Below are 17,968 nucleotides of genomic sequence, written 5' to 3'. Positions count from 1 at the left end.
CAGACCCCCCCCCCCCCCCGACGGAAACCGGGGTTGCGGTCGCGGTGGCGCCGACGCCGCGGACGAGGCCGAGCTTGCCCGCGACGGCGTAGAGCACGAACGCCAGCGCCAGCGAGTTGATGCTGGGCAGACCGATCTCGACGAATCCACCGACCAGCGCGGAAACCGCCCAGATGAGCAGCGTCGCGGGCACCCAGTTCGGCGACTCGTCCGGGACCTCGCCGACGGCGCGCGCGGCTTCCAGCTCGCCCCGCCAACGCCGCACGATGAAGTACTCGGCGACCATGATCCCGCCGATCGGCGGGAACACCACCCCGAGCACGGTCAGGAAGCCGGTGAACTCGTCGAGGATGCCGCCGGCGGCCAGCACGCTGCCGATCAGGCCGAACGCCGCGGTCGCGACACCGCGGTTGAGCTTCTTCCCGAAGACCGTGCCGACGAAGTTCACCAGCCCCAACCCGGACGAGTACAGGTTCCAGTCGTTGATCTTCACGGTGCCCGCGACGACCACCAGGATGCCGACCCAGCCGACCGAGGAGGTGACGATGGTGGTGATCTCGGCGGACCGCACCGCGTGCGCGAGCAGCACACCGGCCAACCCGATCACGTACTCGCCGAGGGTGATGCCGACCAGCGTCTGCTTCACGACGTCGCCGACGGTGCGGTTGAACCGGGTCATGTCGGGGGTGACCACCGCGCCGGTGATGAAACCACCGGCCACCAGCGTGGTGCCCTCCAACAGCGACAGCTGCGGACCGGGCGGGGCGGAAGCCAGCAGCGCGCCGATGTCGTGCTGGGTGAGCTCGACGCCGATCGACCAGCCGACCAGCACCAGGAAGGCGGGTACGGTCACGTAGGCGACCCACGCCATCGAGCCGAAGCCGCGCAGCACGATCGCGGTGACGATCAGCCCGAACACCAGCGCCCAACCCCATTCGGGCAGCCCGCCGACCAGCGAGACCAGGCCCTTGGCGGACACCGCGGACTGGATGCCGAACCAGCCGATCAGGCTGATCGCGATGGCCAGTCCGATCAGCGCGGATCCGGCGCGGCCGAAGCCGGTCCAGCGGGCCAGCATCGAGGTGGACAGGCCCTCCCGGGCGCCGATCACACCGACGAAGATCGCGACGACCTCCAGGACGACCGCGCCCAGGGTGAGCGCGAGGAAGGCGTCCCAGAAGGTCATGCCGAAGCCGAGCGTGGCACCGAGCAGGAACTGGCTGAGCGCGGACACCTGGCCGAACCGCTGCACCGCGACGGACCACCAGGAGTAGCGAGCGCCGCTGGGCACCCGGGTCAACGCGTAGTCGTCGACCCCGACGGATGACGCCATGGGGAGCTCCTTCGGTCGGTTCGGGGGGCGTTAACCGCGTACCGTAAGGCCTGGTCAGGTCTCGGTCAGTGGGTCATGTGCACAGTTTTGCGGCCAGGTCGGTGCACTTTGCACAACCCGGTGTTTCGGGCCGATGAACCACCGCTGGCCAGGCGGTGTTTCGGCCGGTACCCGGTCGGTGGCGACCGCAGCGGCGCTTTCTTGACTTCTACTTTGATCGAGGTTCTACGTTGCCCGCATGGTGCACCTCGCAACGCAGTGGATCAAGGACCGGGCGCTTGCGCTCACCGCGACGGACGGGTACGGCGACCTGCTGCCGTTGCGCGACAGGCTGCGCGACGCCACGGTCGTAGCCCTCGGTGATTCGTCGCGGGGCGCTCGTGAGCTGTCGGTCGTCGCGCAGCGAATGCTGCGGTTCCTGGTGGTGGAGTTGGGGTTCCGCTCGCTCGCGCTGGAAGGCGACGACGCGGCGAGCGTCCTCCTCGACGAATACGTGCGGACGGGTCGCGGTGATCCGCGGGAGGTGCTGACCGGCGCCCGGTCGTTCCTGCGCACCGAGGAGGTCCTCGGTGCGGTCGAGTGGATCCGCGGCTACGACGAGCAGCATCCGGACGATCCGGTTCGACTCGTCCTCGCGGATGAGGCCGTCGTGCCCGGGCAGGATCTCGCGGACATCGAACGCGGGCTGGCGGAGAACACGATCCGCTGGCAGGAACGCACCGGGCACAAGATCGTTTATTGGGGCGGTCTCGCGCACACGGTCAACGGTGCCGCGCGCTCGATCTCGCCCGGAGCGCTGACGTCGCGAAACGGCGGAAGCTACCTGCGCGAGCACTTCGGCGCGGGTTACCTGCCGATCGGCCTGACCTTCCACAGCGGATCGCCGCTGCGCGAAGTGCCCGCTCCGCCAGCGGATTTCGTCGAAGCGGTGCTCGCGACGGGTCCGGATGCGTATGTGCTCGACCTGCATGCCGATGCCCCGGCCGACGTGCGGGCCTGGCTCGAAACCCCAACCCGAACGAGGTTGATCGGTCCGCACTACGACCCGGCGCACGATGCCGACTACAACATCTCGGGCGGCTCCCTGCGCGACTGGCTCGACCTCGTGGTCCACGTCCGGGACGTGACCCCGGTCCGCCTGCTCCGGAGGCCGTGAGTGGCCTTTCCCCGCCGCTGCCCGATTTGTCGATCGCCGTTCCGAAAAAGTGACTCAATTCACAATTGGCAACCTGATGCATCAGGTTGACCACCGCCGACCAGCACTGACCACATCGTGGAACTACTCCCGATAAAGCTGTTGCAGCAGATATCTTGGCTATTGCGTTCGTCAGGTGGTAGCGGGCCGTGCGACGTGTTCCGCTCGCGGTTGACACGCCCGAAACCCAGCGGCAACTTAGTCGGTTCGCCCGCGTCGCCCTGATCGCCGACCAGGAGTTCTCCCGATGAATGCCCGCGTTCCCGCCCGCCCGGCCGCCCGCGTGAGAGCGGATACCGGACCCGGCGCAGGCGATGAGTGCGGAAGCGGGCTCCGGCCCGACGCGGCGCTCACGACCGAAGCACCAGATTCGGAGCGTGCGGGATGACCACGTACCACCAGCACAGCTCGCACTGGGGTCTGTTCAGCGCGGCGCGCACCCCGAGCGGCCTCGACGTGATCCCCGACCCGGACGACCCGAACCCGGCTCCGCTGCTGCGCAACGTGCCCGCTGCGTTGGACGAGCGGGTCCGCGTGCTGGCGCCGCACGTGCGGCGCGGCTGGCTGGACGGCAGTTCCACGGCACGCGGCAGCGACGAATACTTGCCGATCAGCTGGTCGGAAGCGATCGGGCTGGCGGCCGGAGAACTGGACCGGGTGCGCACCGAACACGGCAACGAGTCGATCTACGGCGGGTCCTACGGCTGGGGCAGCGCTGGCCGGTTCCACCACGCGCAGAGCCAGATCCACCGCTTCCTGAACGTCATCGGCGGCTACACCCGCTCGGTGCAGACCTACAGCGTGGGGGCCGCCCGACCGCTGTTGCGGCACGTGGTCGGCAACGACGATCCGATCGCGAAACCCACGGCGTGGCCGGTGCTCGCCGAGCACACCGAGCACTTCGTGTGCTTCGGCGGCATCCCGGAGAAGAACTCGCAGGTCAACTCCGGCGGCGTCAGCCGACACGAGGTGGCCGGACAGCTGCGCCGGGCGCGGGCTCGCGGCGCCTGGTTCACGCTGATCAGCCCACTGCGCGACGACCTCGCCCCGGAACTCGACGCCAAGTGGCTCGCCCCGGTGCCGGGCACCGACACCGCGCTGATGCTGGCGCTGAGCTACGTGCTGATCGATCGCGGCCTGCACGACGAGGAATTCCTGCGCACCCACTGCGTCGGCTTCGACCAGTTCCGGCGGTACCTCTTCGGCGCGGCGGACGGCATCGCGAAGAGCCCGCGGTGGGCGGAGCAGATCTGCGGCATCGACGCGGTGGTCATCGCCGGGCTAGCCGAATCGATGGCCACCAAGCGCACCATGGTGACGTTGAGCTGGTCGCTGCAACGCGCCCGCTACGGCGAGCAGCCGCTGTGGGCGGGCGTCGCGCTGGCCTGCGTGCTCGGCCAGATCGGTTTGCCCGGCGGCGGATTCGGCCACGGCTACGGCGCGATGGCCGGTGTGGGGGCGCGACGCCTGCCGTACCGGTTGCCGACCTTGCCGCAGGGCGTGAACCCGGTGCGCGAGTTCATCCCGGTGGCGCGCATCGCGGACATGCTGCTGCATCCGGGGGCGGAGTACGACTACGACGGCGAACGTCGCCGGTACCCGGACATCCGGCTGGTGTACTGGGCCGGTGGGAATCCGTTCCACCACCACCAGGACCTGGCGCGGCTGACCGAGGCGTTCCGCCGACCGGAGACCGTGATCGTCCACGAGCCGTTCTGGACGGCGACGGCCCGGCACGCCGATCTCGTGTTCCCGACCACGACCACGCTGGAGCGCAACGACCTGGGCGGTGCCAGGGAGGACCGCGCGTTGATCGCCATGCGGCAGGTGTCGCCGCCGCTGGGGCAGGCGCGGTCGGACTTCGAGATCTTCGCCGAACTGGCCGGGAAGCTGGGCGTGGCGGAGGAGTTCACCGAGGGGCGCGACGAGCGGGGCTGGCTGGCGCACCTGTACGAGCAGTGGCGGCGGGAGGCACTCGATCCTGGCCTGGATTTCGAGCAGTTCTGGGAGCTCGGCCGTCTCGAACTGCCCGCCGAACCGGACGATCAGGTGCTCTACGACCAGTTCCGCGCCGACCCGGCCGCGCACCCGCTGCCGACGCCGAGCGGTCGCATCGAGCTGTTCTCCGAGCGGATCGACTCCTTCGGGTACGACGACTGCCCCGGACACCCGACCTGGCTGGTCCCGGAGGAGCTGCAGGTGCCGCCGGGGACCGGTGATTTCCCGCTGTTCCTGGTCGCGAACAATCCCGCGACGCGCCTGCACAGCCAGCTCGACCACGGCGCCACCAGCACCGATGCCAAGATCCACGGCCGCGAGCCGGTGCGCATGCACCCCACGGACGCGACCGCGCGCGGCCTGGCCACCGGGGATCTGGTGCGGTTGACCAGCGCGTCGGGCAGCGTGCTCGCGGCGGTGGTGATCAGCTGCGCGGTGCGACCCGGCGTGGTCCAGCTTTCAACCGGTGCCTGGTACGACCCCAGCGCGCCGGAGGTCGCCACCTGCATCCACGGCAACCCGAACGCCGTGACCCGGGACATCGGAACATCCCGCCTGGCGCAGGGCTGCACCGGCCAGCTGGCCCGGGTCGAGGTGTGCCGCTTCATCGAAACGCTACCCCCGCTGCGGGTCCGCACACCTCCGATCGCGGGCTCCGCCGAAGGAGCACCGAGCGGCGGTCTTGCCTGAATCCCTTGCGAGTTAGGGCAAAACGCGTTGGCGGGCGTCGCGCATTCGCGTGTGGTGCAACGGGTTTCAGGCGGCGGCGTTGCCCAGGGTCATCAGCAACCTGTTGGTCCAGGCGAACATCGCCGCGACCGCGATGAGGTCGCGGGCGTCGTCGGCGCTGAGACCGGCCGCGTGCAGCCGCCGGATGTCGGCGGCATCCAGTGCGGCCGGAGTTGGGGAGAGGGCACCGACGGCGTCGACGATCGCGCGTTGCCGAGGATCCGCCACCGCCGCCGGACCCGCTTTCGCCAGCGCGACGGAGGTGACCTGGTCCCGCGACAGCTCGACCTGGCGACGGCCGTGCACGCTGGCGCAGTACTCGCACCCGGTGATCAGCGAGGCGGCGAGCGCGGCGAGCTCGCGGTCCGCGCGGTCCAGCGAACCTGCCATGATCGCGTCGTGCAGCGCGGATCGCTGCGCCAGCACCAGCGGATCGTGCGACAGGGTCTGGTGCAACGGCGACGAGTCGGCTCCGGCGGATTCGTCCGGCTCGACCCACGGAACCCAGCGCAGCACCGGAAACGCCTCGGCCGGGGCCGGTAGTTCGCAACCATCCGCGGTGGCACCGGCCTCGATGGTGTTCACCGGCCCGGAAACCGGTCCATCGCCAGCTTCCGCGACGAGCCGAACCCCCAGCAGCAGCCGAACCCGGTAGCTGACGTACGCGACGACCTGCGAAGCGGCCACCACCTGGGCGGCGGTGAATCCGTGCGCCTGCAGCACCGCGATCTCGCCCGCACCCGCATCGGCCGGATCGAGCGCGACCTGCTCGCAGTGCGCGAGCAGCGCCTGCCGCGATTCGGGCAGCTCTCGCCAGCGATCGGTGTCCCGGATGACTTCGGCGGCACCGGCACCGGCCAACGAGTCCAGTTCTCGGGCGATTTCGTCGGCGTATTCCTGGTGTTCGTTGACCAGCGCGACGCGAAGCGCGATGCGCGCCCGGTCCGCCCAGTCGAGCACGGACTGGTCGACCGGGCGCAGCACAGCGGCATCGACGCTCGCGGTGAACTCGCGCACGTCCGGGCGAAGCGCGTCCAACGGCGCCTCGGTGCGGACAACGCGTTCACTGCTGACAGTCGTCATGAGGCATCCTCGTGGTTTTCCGTTGTGAGCGGGAATGGTCGCACGGACCACCGCTGCCGCTCACAACCGATAGGTGAGGCGGCGGAGGACGTCTTCGGCGGGACCGCGCCGGGAACGCCGCTCCAAGTGCCAGGCGCCGAGCACCGTAGCGGACCAGACCAGCACCGCGATCAAACCGGTGGTGAGCGCCGTGCTACCGATCCCGCCGAGCGCGAGCGCGTACGGCGACAGCAGGACGAGCCAGGCGAGCGACTGGAACAGGTAGCCGGACAGCGATCGTTGCCCCAGCGCCGCCACCGCGGCCACCGAGCGGCGCGGTACCACGAGGGTGAGCAAACCGAACAGCGCGACGTAGCCGGGTCCGGCGAAAAGCCCGCCGGTGGCGTGCAGCACAGCGGCGAGTTCCGCGGTGGACGCACTGGTGTGCCACAGTCCGGCACTGATCAGGCCCAACGGCAGACCGCCCAGCACGGCAACCCCGAGCCCGATCGCCGCCGTGGCGCGCAGCAGCGTCCGGTGACTCGCCGGGTCCTCCAGCAGCCGTCGGCGGGCGGCCCAAATGCCAAGCCACACAACGGTTATGAAGCCCAGCACCGTCAAGGTGTGGCCGGGCCATTCGCCGATGCGGGCGAGGGTGGCGCTGAAGTAGTCGTCGGCGACCAGCGATTCGCGTTGCGTCGTCGGAACTCCGGCGTTGCCGCCTGGCGTTCGAACGGCGTCCGACACGAGGAGCGCGGCCGCGACGACCGAGCTCAGCGCCGAGCAGCCCCAAAGCCACAGCACGACGCGGTGCACGCGATCGCCGCGCGGCAGGAGGACGAGCGTGGCGACGATGCCGACCAGGCCGTAGGCACCCAGGAAATCGCCGAAGTTCAGCAGCACGCCGTGGGCCGCGCCGAAGGCGACGAGCCACGCGTTTCGCCGCAGCAGCACCGAACGCACCGCGGCGGGCGCGGCACCGGCCGCTTGCTGGCGCCGCGCCAGTTGCACCAGCCCGTAGCCGAACATGATCGCGAACACCGGAAAGGCGCGGCTGTTGACCAGGGTGGCCATGAACAGGTTGAACCCGCGCTCCAGTCCTTCGGGCGCCTGCTCGACGCCGGGTTGGGTGCCGAACGCGGCGACCGCGCTGTTGGCGAGCGCGATGAACAGCAGCATGAATCCGCGGGCCAGGTCGGGCGCCAACGCCCGCTCGCCGCGCTGCACCGGCCCGCGAACCGGGCGCGGATCACTTCGGATCTGCACGGTACGTCCCCATCGTCGAGTAAGTGTTCCAGTGAAACTATATGATTTAAACTAAAGCATGTGCCATGATTGCCCGGCAAGTGGCGGAGGTGAACTCGCAGGTGAGGGGCACTCGTGCTGATCGGTCCCGGTGCTGCTGACCTCGGAGAGGCATGAGCATGGACGATGCGGCGGTGCCCGCGGAACTGCGTCGGCTGTGGCGCGTTCCGACCAGCTCGCGGTTGGGCAGACCGGCGGAACTCGACGTGGATCGGGTGGTGCGCGCGGCCGTCGAACTGGCGGATCAGCACGGGCTGGGCGGGGTCACGCTGCCCAAGATCGCCAAGGAACTCGGCTTCACCACCATGTCCCTGTACCGCTACGTGGGTTCCAAGGACGAATTGTTCGTCCTCATGCAGGATTTCGCGATGGGTACCGCACCGGAGATCGACGTCGAGCCGGCGGACTGGCGCGAAGGACTGCGGCAGTGGGCCGCGGCCGAGCGCCGGGTGAACCACCGGCACCGGTGGCTGGCGCAGGTGCCCGTCTCGGGGCCGCCGATCGGGCCGAACCAGATCAGCTGGCTGGAGGCCGCGCTGCGAGTCCTGCGGACCACCGAGCTCGACTGGGCGCAGAAGATCGGGGTGGTCATGCTGATCAGCGGATACGTCCGCTACACGACGGTGCTCTCGGAAGAACTGGAAACCGGTCGCGCGGCGGGTGTGGACGAACCCGAAGCGACCCGGCGCTACGGCGAGAGCCTCGCGAAGCTGGTCAACCCGGAGGACTTCCCCGAGGTGGCCGGACTGCTGGCCTCGGGCGTCTTCAACAACTCACCCGGACCGGGCGAAGATCCAGCCGCGGACCCGGACTTCACCTTCGGCCTGGACCGGATCCTCGACGGCGTCGCCAACCTCACCTGACGGGCATCACGCTGCTGGCGGCACGTGAAAGTCCGTGCTGGCGCACCGGGAAGCGTCGAACCTCTACCGGCTGCCCAACCTGTCATTCCCGAGCGCATGTGCGTCTCGGAAAACGCACCCCGGCGTCGCTACTCCGAGTGTCCAGTGCGGCACTGCGGGTCAAGTGGCTCCCGGGCGTGACCGGCGGTGGCTCCGCTACGGGCCTGACGTCCGAGCCAGCTGCGGGGTCGATACGCTTCAGGTATGGAGCGCGACCCCGTCGAGAGTCTGCTGCCCGAATTGGCCGAGTGGGCTGACAAGCAGGAACAACCCACCCGAGGCAACAGCGATGATGCCGACATCCTGCTCCGACTGCTGCACGAGCACGTCGGTGTGGACCTGACCGCGCTGCGACCAGCGGACCTGGAAGAGCTGCTGCTGCAGCGGTACCCGCGCAATGTGACGGTGGAAGACGCTGCCGACCTGGACGAGGTGATCGCCACCGTTCGCGAGCTGCTGACCTTCGCCGCCGACACCGGACGACTGTCGGCGCAGCAGGTCAGCGGCCTGCATCGGAAGGTCGACGAGATCGAGCCCCGGTTCGCCGAAATCGTGATGGATCCGGCGAACTGGGGATTCGGGCGGCGCGTCGGGCAGGCCATGGCCGCCGACGGCATCGACCCGACGGACGAGGCCGAGGTGGCGCGCTGGATCGACGAGCACGGCGCCGGGCCGTTCGCCGAACCCGTCGGCCTGCGGGAGGCGCTCGGCCTGCCGGACCAGCTGCCGCCGCTGCGGCTGCCCCCGGACGAAGAGCTCGCCGCCCAGGCCAGGCAGAGCTCGCTGCTGGACCGCGCCAAGCGGTTGGCTCGGTGGGCCGACGGGCGCCCGCTGGTGGACGGCGAGCCGGACGCCGCGGATGCGATCGCCGCTGCCGAGGTGTTCGGCGTGCGGGTACCGGAATCGGTTACCGAGCTGACCGACATCCCGGAGCTGCGCGGCCTCTGGGATCTTGCGGTCGACCTGGGATTCGTCGAAGTCGGCCCGAGCACCGCCGCACTCGGCCCAACCGCCGGTGACTGGCCGGACGGCGGCGATGAAGCGGTACTGGACGTCTGGGCGGACGCGCTTGGCGTGCTCACCGATGACATCTTCCAGGACGACGTCACCGAACTCGATCTTTCCGACGTCGCCAGCGTCGCCATGGTGTCGTTGTTCCTGTCCCGCAACGAAGGCATCCCGCTCGTGGAACTGCGCGAGATGATCGAGGACATCGTGGCGGACGAATTCGCCCCCGAGGGCGCCTGGGAATCCTGGGTCGAGACCTACGGCGATCCGGCCGATCGGTTGGTCGGCATCCTGGCGGACCTCGGCGCGGCGTACGCCAGCGACGGGATCGCCCGGCTGACCCCGCTCGGTCAGTTCGCGTTCGCGGGCGCGTTGACCGAAGGCGGTGTCGAGGTCCGGCTGCTGCCACCGGTCGACGAGATGACCGCTTTCGACTTGGTGGACTTCGCCAAGGGTGCGACCGACGACGAGTTGGCGACCGAAACGGAGGCCTGGTTCGCGGCTCGCGGTGCGGTGGCGGGCACCGATGAACTCCTCACGTCCGCCGCGGCAGGTGACGCGGAGGATCGGATGATCGCCATCGCGATCGCCGGACCGGTCGCCGCGAGCGCGCCGCAGCGGTGGCGGCAGGCGCTGGACGAGCCAGCGCTGCGGCCGTACGCGAAGTTGACGCTTTACCAGCTCGACCCTGGCGAACCGGAGCTCGAATCGACGGTGTCCGATGCGGCGTGGTTGCTCACCGACATGCTCGGCGCCGCGCTGGACACCGTCGAACCCGACGAACTGTCCGATGTGCTGGCGGAAACGGTGCCGGTGGGGCAGGAGCAGGAGATCATCGAGCAGATGTGGCGCCTGGATCATCCGGACGTGCAGGCCGTGCTCGCCCTCATCGGCGGCCAGCACCCGGACAAGAAGGTCGCCAAAGCCGCTCGCAAAGCGTCCTTCAAGCTGCCGCCGGCCAAGTGAGCGGGCATCACGGCGCGGCGCCCAGCAGGATCTTCCGGAAGTCGTCGGGGGCGTCGCGCAGGATGTTGTGCCCGACGGGCAGCGAGCGGACGTGCCACCCCGGATCTTCCCGCAGGCGCTCGTAGAACGGGGTGAACGGGGTGTTCTCGAAGTTGGCCAGGTAGACGTACTCGCGGCGCGGGACCCGCCGCAGTGCGCCGGTGAGCCGGATCGCCTGCACCAGGCAGGCCAGCGGATGCGGCGTCGCCCGTGGATCCAGCACCGGCAGCGGCGCCACCCCGATTCCGTCCGCCTTCGCCCCGCCGATGTACCAGTCGTGCCAGAAACCGCTGGTCAGCGACATGACCGAAGCTCCGTCCTCGGGAACGAAGGCATCGACGTACACCAGGGACGCGATCCGTTCCGGGACCCGGTCGGCGACCCCGGTGATCACCATCCCGGCGTAGCTGTGTCCACAGAGGACGACATCGTGCAGGTCCGCTTCCACCAGCAGCCGCACCACGTCTTCGATGTGGGTGTCCAGGTTGATCGGTTTGGCGAGCAGTTCTTGCGGGTCGCCCAGTCCGGTCAACGTCACCGGGTACGCCACGTGCCCTTCCTGGCGCAGCTCCGCCGCGAGCGGCTCGTACCACCAACCGCCGTGGCAGGCTCCGGGAACCAGGACGTAGGTCGCCATGATCGACTCCTCTGCAATCGGTCCGTGCCACCAACACTAGGAGTCGTTTAGGACAGCATCTGTCCGCGATACGAGGAATCGTTGGGGCGTCAGCGATCGAGGGCAGCTGATCCCCAGGTCTCGGCCGTCACCGGACGTAAAGTACGTCGGTCGTCAGGTTCGCTGAACAGGAGTCGTAATGCCAACGCCTGAGCCCATCCCGCTGGTGATCGACACCGACACGGCGCAGGACGACTGCATCGCCCTGCTCGTCGGCCTGCTCGACCCACGGGCCGAGCTGCGCGCCGTGACGATGGTCGCCGGCAACGTCGGCTTCGACCAGCAGGTCCGCAACGCCTTCCTGACCTGCAACGTCGCCGGACGTCTCGGCGAGGTGCCGGTGCACCTGGGCTGCCGCCGCCCGCTGGTGCGGCCGTGGGAGAGCGCCGAGAACGTGCACGGCGACGGCGTTGGCGGCATGACCATGGACCTGACCGGCTGCGCGCCGGAACGCGAACACGCGGTGGACGCGTTGATCCGGCTGGCCGCCGAGCGCCCCGGCGAACTGTCGATCGCCGCGATCGGCCCGCTGACCAACATCGCGACCGCGGCCATCAAGGACCCGGACTTCGCCCGGAACGTCGCAACCCTCTACGTGATGGGCGGTTCCAACAACGCTCGCGGCAACATCACGGCCGCCGCCGAGTTCAACTTCTACGTCGACCCGGAGGCGGCCAAGGCGGTGTTCGCGGCGGGCTTCGAGATCGTCGTGGTCCCGTGGGCGCCGCTGACCCTGGACCAAGCGGTGTTCGCCCAGCCCCAGCTGGACGAGATCGCCGCCCTGGACACCCCGCTGTCCCGGTTCTTCACCAGGGTCTGCGCGGCGACGCTGGACTTCGACCGCAGCGTCGGCATCGAGGGCACCACCCACCCCGACTCGCTGACGACCGCACTCCTGCTGCACCCCGAACTGATCCGCCGCAGCGCCCGCTACCACGTCGACGTCGAGACGGCAGGCGAACTGACCCGCGGCTACGCGGCGATGTCCTGGGGAGTCCACGGCCTCGAACCCAACGCAACAGTCATCGAACAAATCAACCCCCAAGCCTTCTACAACCAAATCAAAACCCTCCTAACACTCCCTCCCAAACCACCGCGCCTCGGAGGGTTTGGGGTTGGGGGCGGTAGTTGTACGGCATGGCTTGGTTGGCGGGGCTGATCTTCGGCGGGGATCGGTCCTGCGCGCGGCGGTTGGATTATCTGGACGTACCAGCGATTCCTGCTGATGCGGCCACCGAGTCGGCGCGGGCCGACTCGGTGGTCCCGGGCGTTCAGGTGGACCAGCCGTAGGTCGACGATCGGATCAACTACGGCGACGTGGTGCGCCGATCACGGTTTGTGACCCGGTGGATTTCGGGATTGTCGTGTTGTTCGCTTGGCGGAAGATTATTGCGGTGCCGAGTGCTGTTGTGGACGGTACGAAGGTGTCGCCAGTTGGTGTTCGGTTCAGCGGGATTCCTTTTCGCCGCAACAGGTCTTGGGTGGCCGATGTGCAGGCCCTCGAAGCGCCGAAGGCACGCCGCGAGATTCTCGCTGGTGTTGCTGATGCGCTCCACCAGCTCGGGTAGCAACTCGGCGGGTGCTCGCAGCGCAACGAATTTCGCGTCGCTCGGGATCCGGCCCGCACCGTCCACGTACGTCGCGAGTTCGACGAAGCTGTGCGGGAAATCCGCATGGGTGTTCGCCGCGCCGAACTCGGGCGGACGTGGCAGTGCGCAGGATGATGTCGTTTTTCCGCTAGCTCCGGCCCGTCCGCGCGATGATGCTTGGGGGCATGCATGAGGACGTGGCGCGCTGCGTGCGGGCCGTGCAGTCCAAGGACGCGCGGTTCGACGGCTGGTTCTTCACCGCGGTGATCACCACCGGCATCTACTGCCGACCGAGTTGCCCGGTGGTGCCGCCGAAGGCGGCGAACATGCGCTTCTACCCGAGCGCGGCCGCCGCGCAGCAGGCCGGATTCCGGGCGTGCAAGCGGTGCCGACCGGACGCCAGCCCCGGCTCGCCGCAGTGGAACGAGCGGGCCGATCTGGTGGCGCGGGCGATGCGGTTGATCGCCGACGGGGTGGTCGATCGGGACGGCGTTCCCGGACTCGCCGCGCGGCTGGGCTACAGCGTCCGGCAGATCCAGCGCCAGCTCCAAGCCGAGCTCGGGGCCGGGCCGCTCGCGCTGGCCCGCGCGCAACGCACCCAAACCGCCCGGTTGCTGATCGAGACCACCACCGTGCCCATCAGCGACGTCGTCTTCGCGGCCGGTTTCTCCAGCGTGCGGGCGTTCAATGACACGGTGCGGGAAATCTTCGGGCTCGCCCCGACCGAACTGCGGGCGCGCGCTTCCCGGCAGCGCCCGACCGCCGCTGGATCGCTGGCGGTGCGGTTGCCGTTCCGCGCGCCGCTGTGCCCGGACAACCTCTTCGGCCACCTCGCGGCCACCGCGATCCCCGGGGTGGAGGAGTGGCGCGATGGTGCCTACCGCCGCACCCTGCGCCTGCCGCACGGTCACGGCATCGTCGCGCTTCGACCGCTACCCGACCACATCGACTGCCGACTGACCCTGACCGACCTGCGGGATCTGTCCGCCGCGATCACCCGGTGCCGCTGGCTGCTCGACCTGGACGCCGACCCGGTCGCCATCGACGGCCTGCTGCGCGCCGACCCGGTCCTCGCACCGCTGGTCGACAAGGAGCCGGGGCGCCGAGTGCCCCGCACCGTTGACGCCGCCGAGTTCGCGGTGCGCGCGGTGCTCGGGCAGCAGGTGTCCACCGCGGCGGCCCGCACGCACGCTGCCCGGCTGGTCGTCGACCACGGCGAGCCGGTGTCGGACCAGGCAGGCGAGCTGACCCATTTGTTCCCGGACGTCACGGCACTCGCCTCGCTCGATCCGGCCAGGCTCGCGCTGCCGAAGGCGCGGCGCGCCACGCTCGCCACCCTGGTCGAGGCCTTGGCGAACGGCGACATGGACCTCAGCGTCGGCACCGACTGGCGCCGGGCGCGCGCCGGGCTCGCCGCCCTGCCCGGCTTCGGCCCCTGGACCGTCGAGACGATCGCGATGCGCGCGCTGGGCGATCCCGACGCCTTCGTACCGACCGACCTGGGAGTCCGGTACGCCGCCCGTAACCTGACCCTGCCCGCCACACCAGCGGCGCTGACCGGTCACGCCGCTGCGTGGCGCCCCTGGCGCGCGTACGCGGTGCAGTACCTGTGGGCGACCGGCGACCACGCGATCAACCGGCTACCGGCCTGAAGAAAGGACTAGCAATGCCTACCGTGCACACCGTCGTGGACAGCCCCGTCGGCCCGCTCACCCTCGTCGCGGTCGACGGTGCCCTGACCGGTCTCTACATGGACCGCCAGCGGCACCGCCCGCCGGAGGAGAGGTTCGGCGAGCCGGACGACGCCCCCTTCGGCCCGGTGATCGAGCAGTTGGCCGAGTACTTCGCCGGGCAGCGCAGCGAGTTCGACGTGCCGACGGCGTTGACCGGCACCCCGTTCCAGCGCACGGTGTGGGCCGCGTTGTGCGAGATCCCTTACGGCGAAACGGTTTCCTACGGCGAGCTGGCGGAGCGGATCGGGCGGCCCAGCGCCTCGCGGGCGGTGGGCCTGGCCAACGGCAAGAACCCGATCAGCATCATCGTGCCCTGCCACCGGGTGGTGGGTTCCACCGGCAACCTCACCGGCTATGGCGGCGGCCTGGACCGCAAGCAACACCTGCTGGACTTCGAGCGGAGCAACAGCGCCCACACCCAACCGGCGCTCGCCTTCGAGTACTAGCGGCGCCTTCGGTCTCCACCTCGCGCCGGACCGGGGTCAAGGGGTCCAGGCCGGGTTGCGGCCGGTGCGGCCGAGCGTTCTGTCCAATGTGGACGAGGTGTCCGGTACGGCCACCGCGGGGCCGTAGACGCCCATCTGGCGGCCCTGCTCGGCGGTCTTCGCGATCTCCCCGTGCACGTACTCGACGAGGTCGTCGTCCACCACCAGTTGCTGGCCGGTGGCCTTCGCCAGATCCCAGCCGTGCACCACCAGCTCGCCCACGACCATGCCGCCGACCAACGAGGCGGGCAGCTCCGTCGGGCCGCCCATGTGCGTGGTGCCCGCCCAGGCGCCCGGTTCGCTCCAGGTCGCGACGGTGCGATCGAGGTGCGCTTCGAGGGCAGCGGCCCAGTCGCCGCCGGTCAGGTCCACGTCCGCCTCGGCCCCGTCCGGCGGCACGATCTCCTTGCGCCCGGCCCCCTCCAGCGACGGTCCCCAGAACAGCAGGTGGTTCACCAATCCGCGGACGTCGTAGTCGGTGCACGGGGTGCGCGCATCGAGCTGGTCCGGCTTGATACGGCGGATGATCTCCACGAGTGCGGCGGCCGCGCGGGCCATGAACTGTGCGTCTGACATGTCCCAACGCAAACACGGTGCGCGTCAGGTGTCTTGAACAAACGCGACATAGACTCCCGGGCGTGACCAGGGACACCCGCGAACTCGGGAGTGCGTGGCGGAAGTTCCAACGCCACTCCTTCCCGACCCCTTCGCCGGACCTGGCCCGCTACGTCGCGCGCTACTGGGTGGTCTCCTGGGACTACCCCGAGCCCTACCGGCAGCTGATCGTGCCCTATCCGAACGTGCACCTGACGTTCCAGGACCGCCGCGCGACCGTCAGCGGCGTCTCCAGCGGCTACCAGGTCAAGGTCTTGGCAGGCCGCAGTGGGGTGTTCGGGGTGGCGTTCCGGCCCGGCTGCTTCCAGCCGTTCCTCGGCGGGCCGGTCTCGGCGATCACCGACCGGTCGATCGACGCACGCGAGGTGTTCGGCCCGGATCTGCCGGATGCGCCGGATGTGGCTGCGGTCGAGCGGTTGCTCAGAGCGCACTTGCCCGAGCCGGACCCCAGGGCGTGGGAGGCGGCGGACATCGTCGCGGAGATCGCGGCGAATCCGAGGATCACCAGGGTCGATGCGCTCGCGGCGGACGTCGGCGCCAGCGTCCGCCAGCTGCAACGGCTGTTCGCGGAGTACGTGGGCATCGGTCCGAAGTGGGTGATCCGCCGCTACCGCCTGCACGAGGTGACCGAGCGGTTGGCGGCGGGCGCGGATCCCGACTGGGCGTCGCTGGCGGCGGAACTCGGGTACGCCGACCAAGCGCACTTCGTCCGGGACTTCAAGGAGATGTTCAGCGAATCCCCCACCCGGTACGCGCAGCGGTACTGACGCCGGGTTCCCGACACCCCGGGTTCGGCTGCCGCCGCGGCGCCCGGTGGCGGTGCTCGAAGTGCCACCACTCGTTGTCGTAGGTGCGGTACAGCTGGTAGCGACCGCCGTTGGTCTCCAGCCAGCGCGCGCCTTCCCTCGGCCGCACGTCCATCGCGATGCCCTTGACGTGGGCCGATTCCGCGGGCGGCAGAACCCGTTTCCGGGCCGCGTGCGGCGAGCCGGTTCGCCGGACTTCCGCCTCGAAGAGCCGGTGCTGTTCCGCCGCGTCCCGGTGCCCGGAGGTGAGGCCGATCAGCTGGCCGTCCCGCCAGAACGCCTCGCTGCGGGCCGTGGTGAACATCGTCCGCGCTTCGCGGGTGAGCCCGTCGAGGTTCTCGGCCGGGAACCGGATGGCCAACGCCCACTGGCAGGCGATGTGGCGGGCACGACCAGGTGTGCGCAGGAAGGCCGCCGGTAGCAACACCACGGCGAGGACTTTGGTGATCGCCTCGAAGACGCGTTCCCGTGTCGGGAAAGCCTGGAGATCGGTCATGTCCGCCATGGTCGACGGAGACTGTGCGGACCCGTTCCCGGCTCGATGACGGGAGAGCAATGGTCGGGTAACAGGTCCGCACGCGGGCGGCCGGGCGAACTGTGACGCAACGATGACATGGCGCGGACGTCGTCAGGACCTCCTCGGCCGAGCATCGAGCAGGTGAACGCGCTGCCTGCCGCTCGAACGGTGCCGGAACTGTCGAGGCCGCCGCGGGGCCACCGCCGCCGCCTGCTCGCCGCCGCCCTCGTTTACGCGCTCGCACTGGCACTGACCTGCCTGGTGTTCGTCTGGACGCGCGGTGGCCAGCAGTTGGACGGCTGGCTCGTACCGCGTGCCGAGCGGGGCGGCAGCTACGAGCAGCCGACCGCGCTGGTCGAGCCCGCCAAGACGGTGCTGTCCTACTTCGGCGACCCGGCGGTGCTGGCCGTGCTGCTCGGCTTGGTGCTGCTGGTGGGCGCGCTGCGCGGACGGCCGTTGGCGGGGGTGGCGGGTGCCGGGGCGGTGCTGTGCTCGGTCGCCGTCGCGAGGGTGGGCAAGCTGCTGATCTCGCGTCCTGATCTCGATGTCGAGGGATCCACCACGCACAACAGCTTCCCCAGCGGCCATACCGCAGCCGCGATGGGCCTGCTGTTCGCGTTCCTGCTGGTGCTGCCCGCCCGAACCGGTCGGTGGGTCGCGATTCCGGGCGCGGTTGGCGTTTCGATCATCGCCTCGGCCACCATGATCACCGGATGGCACCGGTTCAGCGACGTCGTCGGGAGCGTGCTGCTGGCCGCGGTGCTGTGCTGCCTGGCCGCCGCGTTGACGCACCGGCACGATTCGCCGGATGCCGGGCGCGGCGCGGTGGTCTGGGTGGGAACTGGGCTGATCGCGCTGGTGGTGGCCGTGGTCTTGCCCATCGGTGGGGTGTTCAGCGCGATCGCGGCGGCGGGCGGGTGCACGGTGCTGGCCGTGGCACCGATGCTGCTCCTGCTGTACTGAGGGTCGTGAGTGGTTGTTCCGGTAAGACCGGGATCCCCGCTCACCAG

Annotated in this window: 15 protein-coding genes; 9 read left to right on the top strand and 6 right to left on the bottom strand. The window is 69.7% G+C overall.

Annotation, left to right across the window (positions count from 1 at the left end; all coding sequences use genetic code 11):
* Positions 1–1,333: purine-cytosine permease family protein (locus ACTWQN_RS35915; RefSeq protein WP_443208127.1), on the bottom strand; the 1,333-nt coding region annotated here is incomplete at its 3' end.
* Positions 1,334–1,571: 238 nt separating this feature from the next.
* Here ACTWQN_RS35915 and ACTWQN_RS35910 point away from each other — a divergent pair.
* Positions 1,572–2,489, top strand: coding sequence for an erythromycin esterase family protein (locus ACTWQN_RS35910; protein ID WP_443208126.1), 918 nt, complete (start codon positions 1,572–1,574; stop codon positions 2,487–2,489).
* A 423-nt stretch (positions 2,490–2,912) separates the two neighbouring features.
* Entirely contained in the window at positions 2,913–5,216 is a 2,304-nt protein-coding gene (locus ACTWQN_RS35905) for a molybdopterin-dependent oxidoreductase (protein WP_443208125.1), read from the top strand.
* A gap of 66 nt (positions 5,217–5,282) precedes the next feature.
* On the opposite strand, the gene ACTWQN_RS35900 is transcribed toward ACTWQN_RS35905, so the two are convergent.
* Together ACTWQN_RS35900 and ACTWQN_RS35895 are read right to left on the bottom strand one after the other, a co-directional pair.
* Positions 5,283–6,338, bottom strand: coding sequence for a peroxidase-related enzyme (locus ACTWQN_RS35900; RefSeq protein ID WP_443208124.1), 1,056 nt, complete (start codon positions 6,336–6,338; stop codon positions 5,283–5,285).
* Between the two features lie 60 nt (positions 6,339–6,398).
* Positions 6,399–7,583 carry a DUF418 domain-containing protein gene (locus tag ACTWQN_RS35895; RefSeq protein ID WP_443208123.1) on the bottom strand — a complete coding sequence of 395 codons (1,185 nt, stop codon included), beginning with the start codon at positions 7,581–7,583 and terminating at the stop codon, positions 6,399–6,401.
* A gap of 152 nt (positions 7,584–7,735) precedes the next feature.
* On the opposite strand from ACTWQN_RS35895, the gene ACTWQN_RS35890 reads away from it, so the two are divergent.
* Together ACTWQN_RS35890 and ACTWQN_RS35885 are read left to right on the top strand one after the other, a co-directional pair.
* Entirely contained in the window at positions 7,736–8,485 is a 750-nt protein-coding gene (locus tag ACTWQN_RS35890; protein WP_443208122.1) for a TetR/AcrR family transcriptional regulator, read from the top strand.
* Positions 8,486–8,728: 243 nt separating this feature from the next.
* Positions 8,729–10,498, top strand: coding sequence for a hypothetical protein (locus ACTWQN_RS35885; protein WP_443208121.1), 1,770 nt, complete (start codon positions 8,729–8,731; stop codon positions 10,496–10,498).
* 7 nt (positions 10,499–10,505) lie between these two features.
* Here the strand turns inward: ACTWQN_RS35885 and ACTWQN_RS35880 are convergent, their stop codons facing one another.
* On the bottom strand, positions 10,506–11,174 hold the full coding sequence (locus ACTWQN_RS35880) for an alpha/beta fold hydrolase (RefSeq protein WP_443208120.1): 669 nt from the start codon (positions 11,172–11,174) through the stop codon (positions 10,506–10,508).
* A 178-nt stretch (positions 11,175–11,352) separates the two neighbouring features.
* On the opposite strand from ACTWQN_RS35880, the gene ACTWQN_RS35875 reads away from it, so the two are divergent.
* The 3 genes from ACTWQN_RS35875 (at position 11,353) to ACTWQN_RS35865 (ending at position 14,981) form a co-directional block, all read left to right on the top strand.
* The gene (locus ACTWQN_RS35875) at positions 11,353–12,372 is read left to right on the top strand and encodes a nucleoside hydrolase (protein WP_443208119.1); all 1,020 of its coding nucleotides are present in this window, start codon (positions 11,353–11,355) and stop codon (positions 12,370–12,372) included.
* A 615-nt stretch (positions 12,373–12,987) separates the two neighbouring features.
* Complete coding sequence (locus ACTWQN_RS35870) at positions 12,988–14,454, top strand: DNA-3-methyladenine glycosylase 2 family protein (protein WP_443208118.1); 1,467 nt, start codon at positions 12,988–12,990, stop codon at positions 14,452–14,454.
* Between the two features lie 14 nt (positions 14,455–14,468).
* Entirely contained in the window at positions 14,469–14,981 is a 513-nt protein-coding gene (locus tag ACTWQN_RS35865; RefSeq protein WP_443208117.1) for a methylated-DNA--[protein]-cysteine S-methyltransferase, read from the top strand.
* Between the two features lie 36 nt (positions 14,982–15,017).
* Here the strand turns inward: ACTWQN_RS35865 and ACTWQN_RS35860 are convergent, their stop codons facing one another.
* On the bottom strand, positions 15,018–15,596 hold the full coding sequence (locus ACTWQN_RS35860; protein ID WP_443208116.1) for a TIGR03086 family metal-binding protein: 579 nt from the start codon (positions 15,594–15,596) through the stop codon (positions 15,018–15,020).
* A gap of 62 nt (positions 15,597–15,658) precedes the next feature.
* Here ACTWQN_RS35860 and ACTWQN_RS35855 point away from each other — a divergent pair, with 62 nt between their 5' ends.
* Complete coding sequence (locus ACTWQN_RS35855; RefSeq protein ID WP_443208115.1) at positions 15,659–16,402, top strand: DUF6597 domain-containing transcriptional factor; 744 nt, start codon at positions 15,659–15,661, stop codon at positions 16,400–16,402.
* Here ACTWQN_RS35855 and ACTWQN_RS35850 read toward each other — a convergent pair.
* Entirely contained in the window at positions 16,365–16,937 is a 573-nt protein-coding gene (locus tag ACTWQN_RS35850) for a D-alanyl-D-alanine carboxypeptidase family protein (protein WP_443208114.1), read from the bottom strand. The two genes, ACTWQN_RS35855 and ACTWQN_RS35850, sit on opposite strands and share 38 nt — an antisense overlap.
* Before the next feature lie 162 nt (positions 16,938–17,099).
* On the opposite strand from ACTWQN_RS35850, the gene ACTWQN_RS35845 reads away from it, so the two are divergent.
* A complete protein-coding gene (locus tag ACTWQN_RS35845; protein WP_443208113.1) occupies positions 17,100–17,921 on the top strand; it encodes a phosphatase PAP2 family protein in 822 nt (273 codons plus the stop codon).
* The last annotated feature ends 47 nt before the right edge of the window (positions 17,922–17,968 follow it).

The organism is Saccharopolyspora antiqui (genome assembly GCF_052246905.1).
Classification (GTDB): domain Bacteria; phylum Actinomycetota; class Actinomycetes; order Mycobacteriales; family Pseudonocardiaceae; genus Saccharopolyspora.
The sequence above is the reverse complement of the archived record's forward strand: the minus strand, read 5'-3'. Positions and strand labels throughout refer to the sequence as shown.

Coding starts and splice junctions, on each gene's coding strand:
- ACTWQN_RS35905 (WP_443208125.1), top strand. CDS start 2,913: ATGACCACGTACCACCAGCACAGCTCGCACTGGGGTCTGTTCAGCGCG.
- ACTWQN_RS35885 (WP_443208121.1), top strand. CDS start 8,729: ATGGAGCGCGACCCCGTCGAGAGTCTGCTGCCCGAATTGGCCGAGTGG.
- ACTWQN_RS35850 (WP_443208114.1), bottom strand. CDS start 16,937: ATGACCGATCTCCAGGCTTTCCCGACACGGGAACGCGTCTTCGAGGCG.
- ACTWQN_RS35910 (WP_443208126.1), top strand. CDS start 1,572: ATGGTGCACCTCGCAACGCAGTGGATCAAGGACCGGGCGCTTGCGCTC.
- ACTWQN_RS35890 (WP_443208122.1), top strand. CDS start 7,736: ATGAGCATGGACGATGCGGCGGTGCCCGCGGAACTGCGTCGGCTGTGG.
- ACTWQN_RS35875 (WP_443208119.1), top strand. CDS start 11,353: ATGCCAACGCCTGAGCCCATCCCGCTGGTGATCGACACCGACACGGCG.
- ACTWQN_RS35860 (WP_443208116.1), bottom strand. CDS start 15,596: ATGTCAGACGCACAGTTCATGGCCCGCGCGGCCGCCGCACTCGTGGAG.
- ACTWQN_RS35880 (WP_443208120.1), bottom strand. CDS start 11,174: ATGGCGACCTACGTCCTGGTTCCCGGAGCCTGCCACGGCGGTTGGTGG.
- ACTWQN_RS35870 (WP_443208118.1), top strand. CDS start 12,988: ATGCATGAGGACGTGGCGCGCTGCGTGCGGGCCGTGCAGTCCAAGGAC.
- ACTWQN_RS35865 (WP_443208117.1), top strand. CDS start 14,469: ATGCCTACCGTGCACACCGTCGTGGACAGCCCCGTCGGCCCGCTCACC.
- ACTWQN_RS35900 (WP_443208124.1), bottom strand. CDS start 6,338: ATGACGACTGTCAGCAGTGAACGCGTTGTCCGCACCGAGGCGCCGTTG.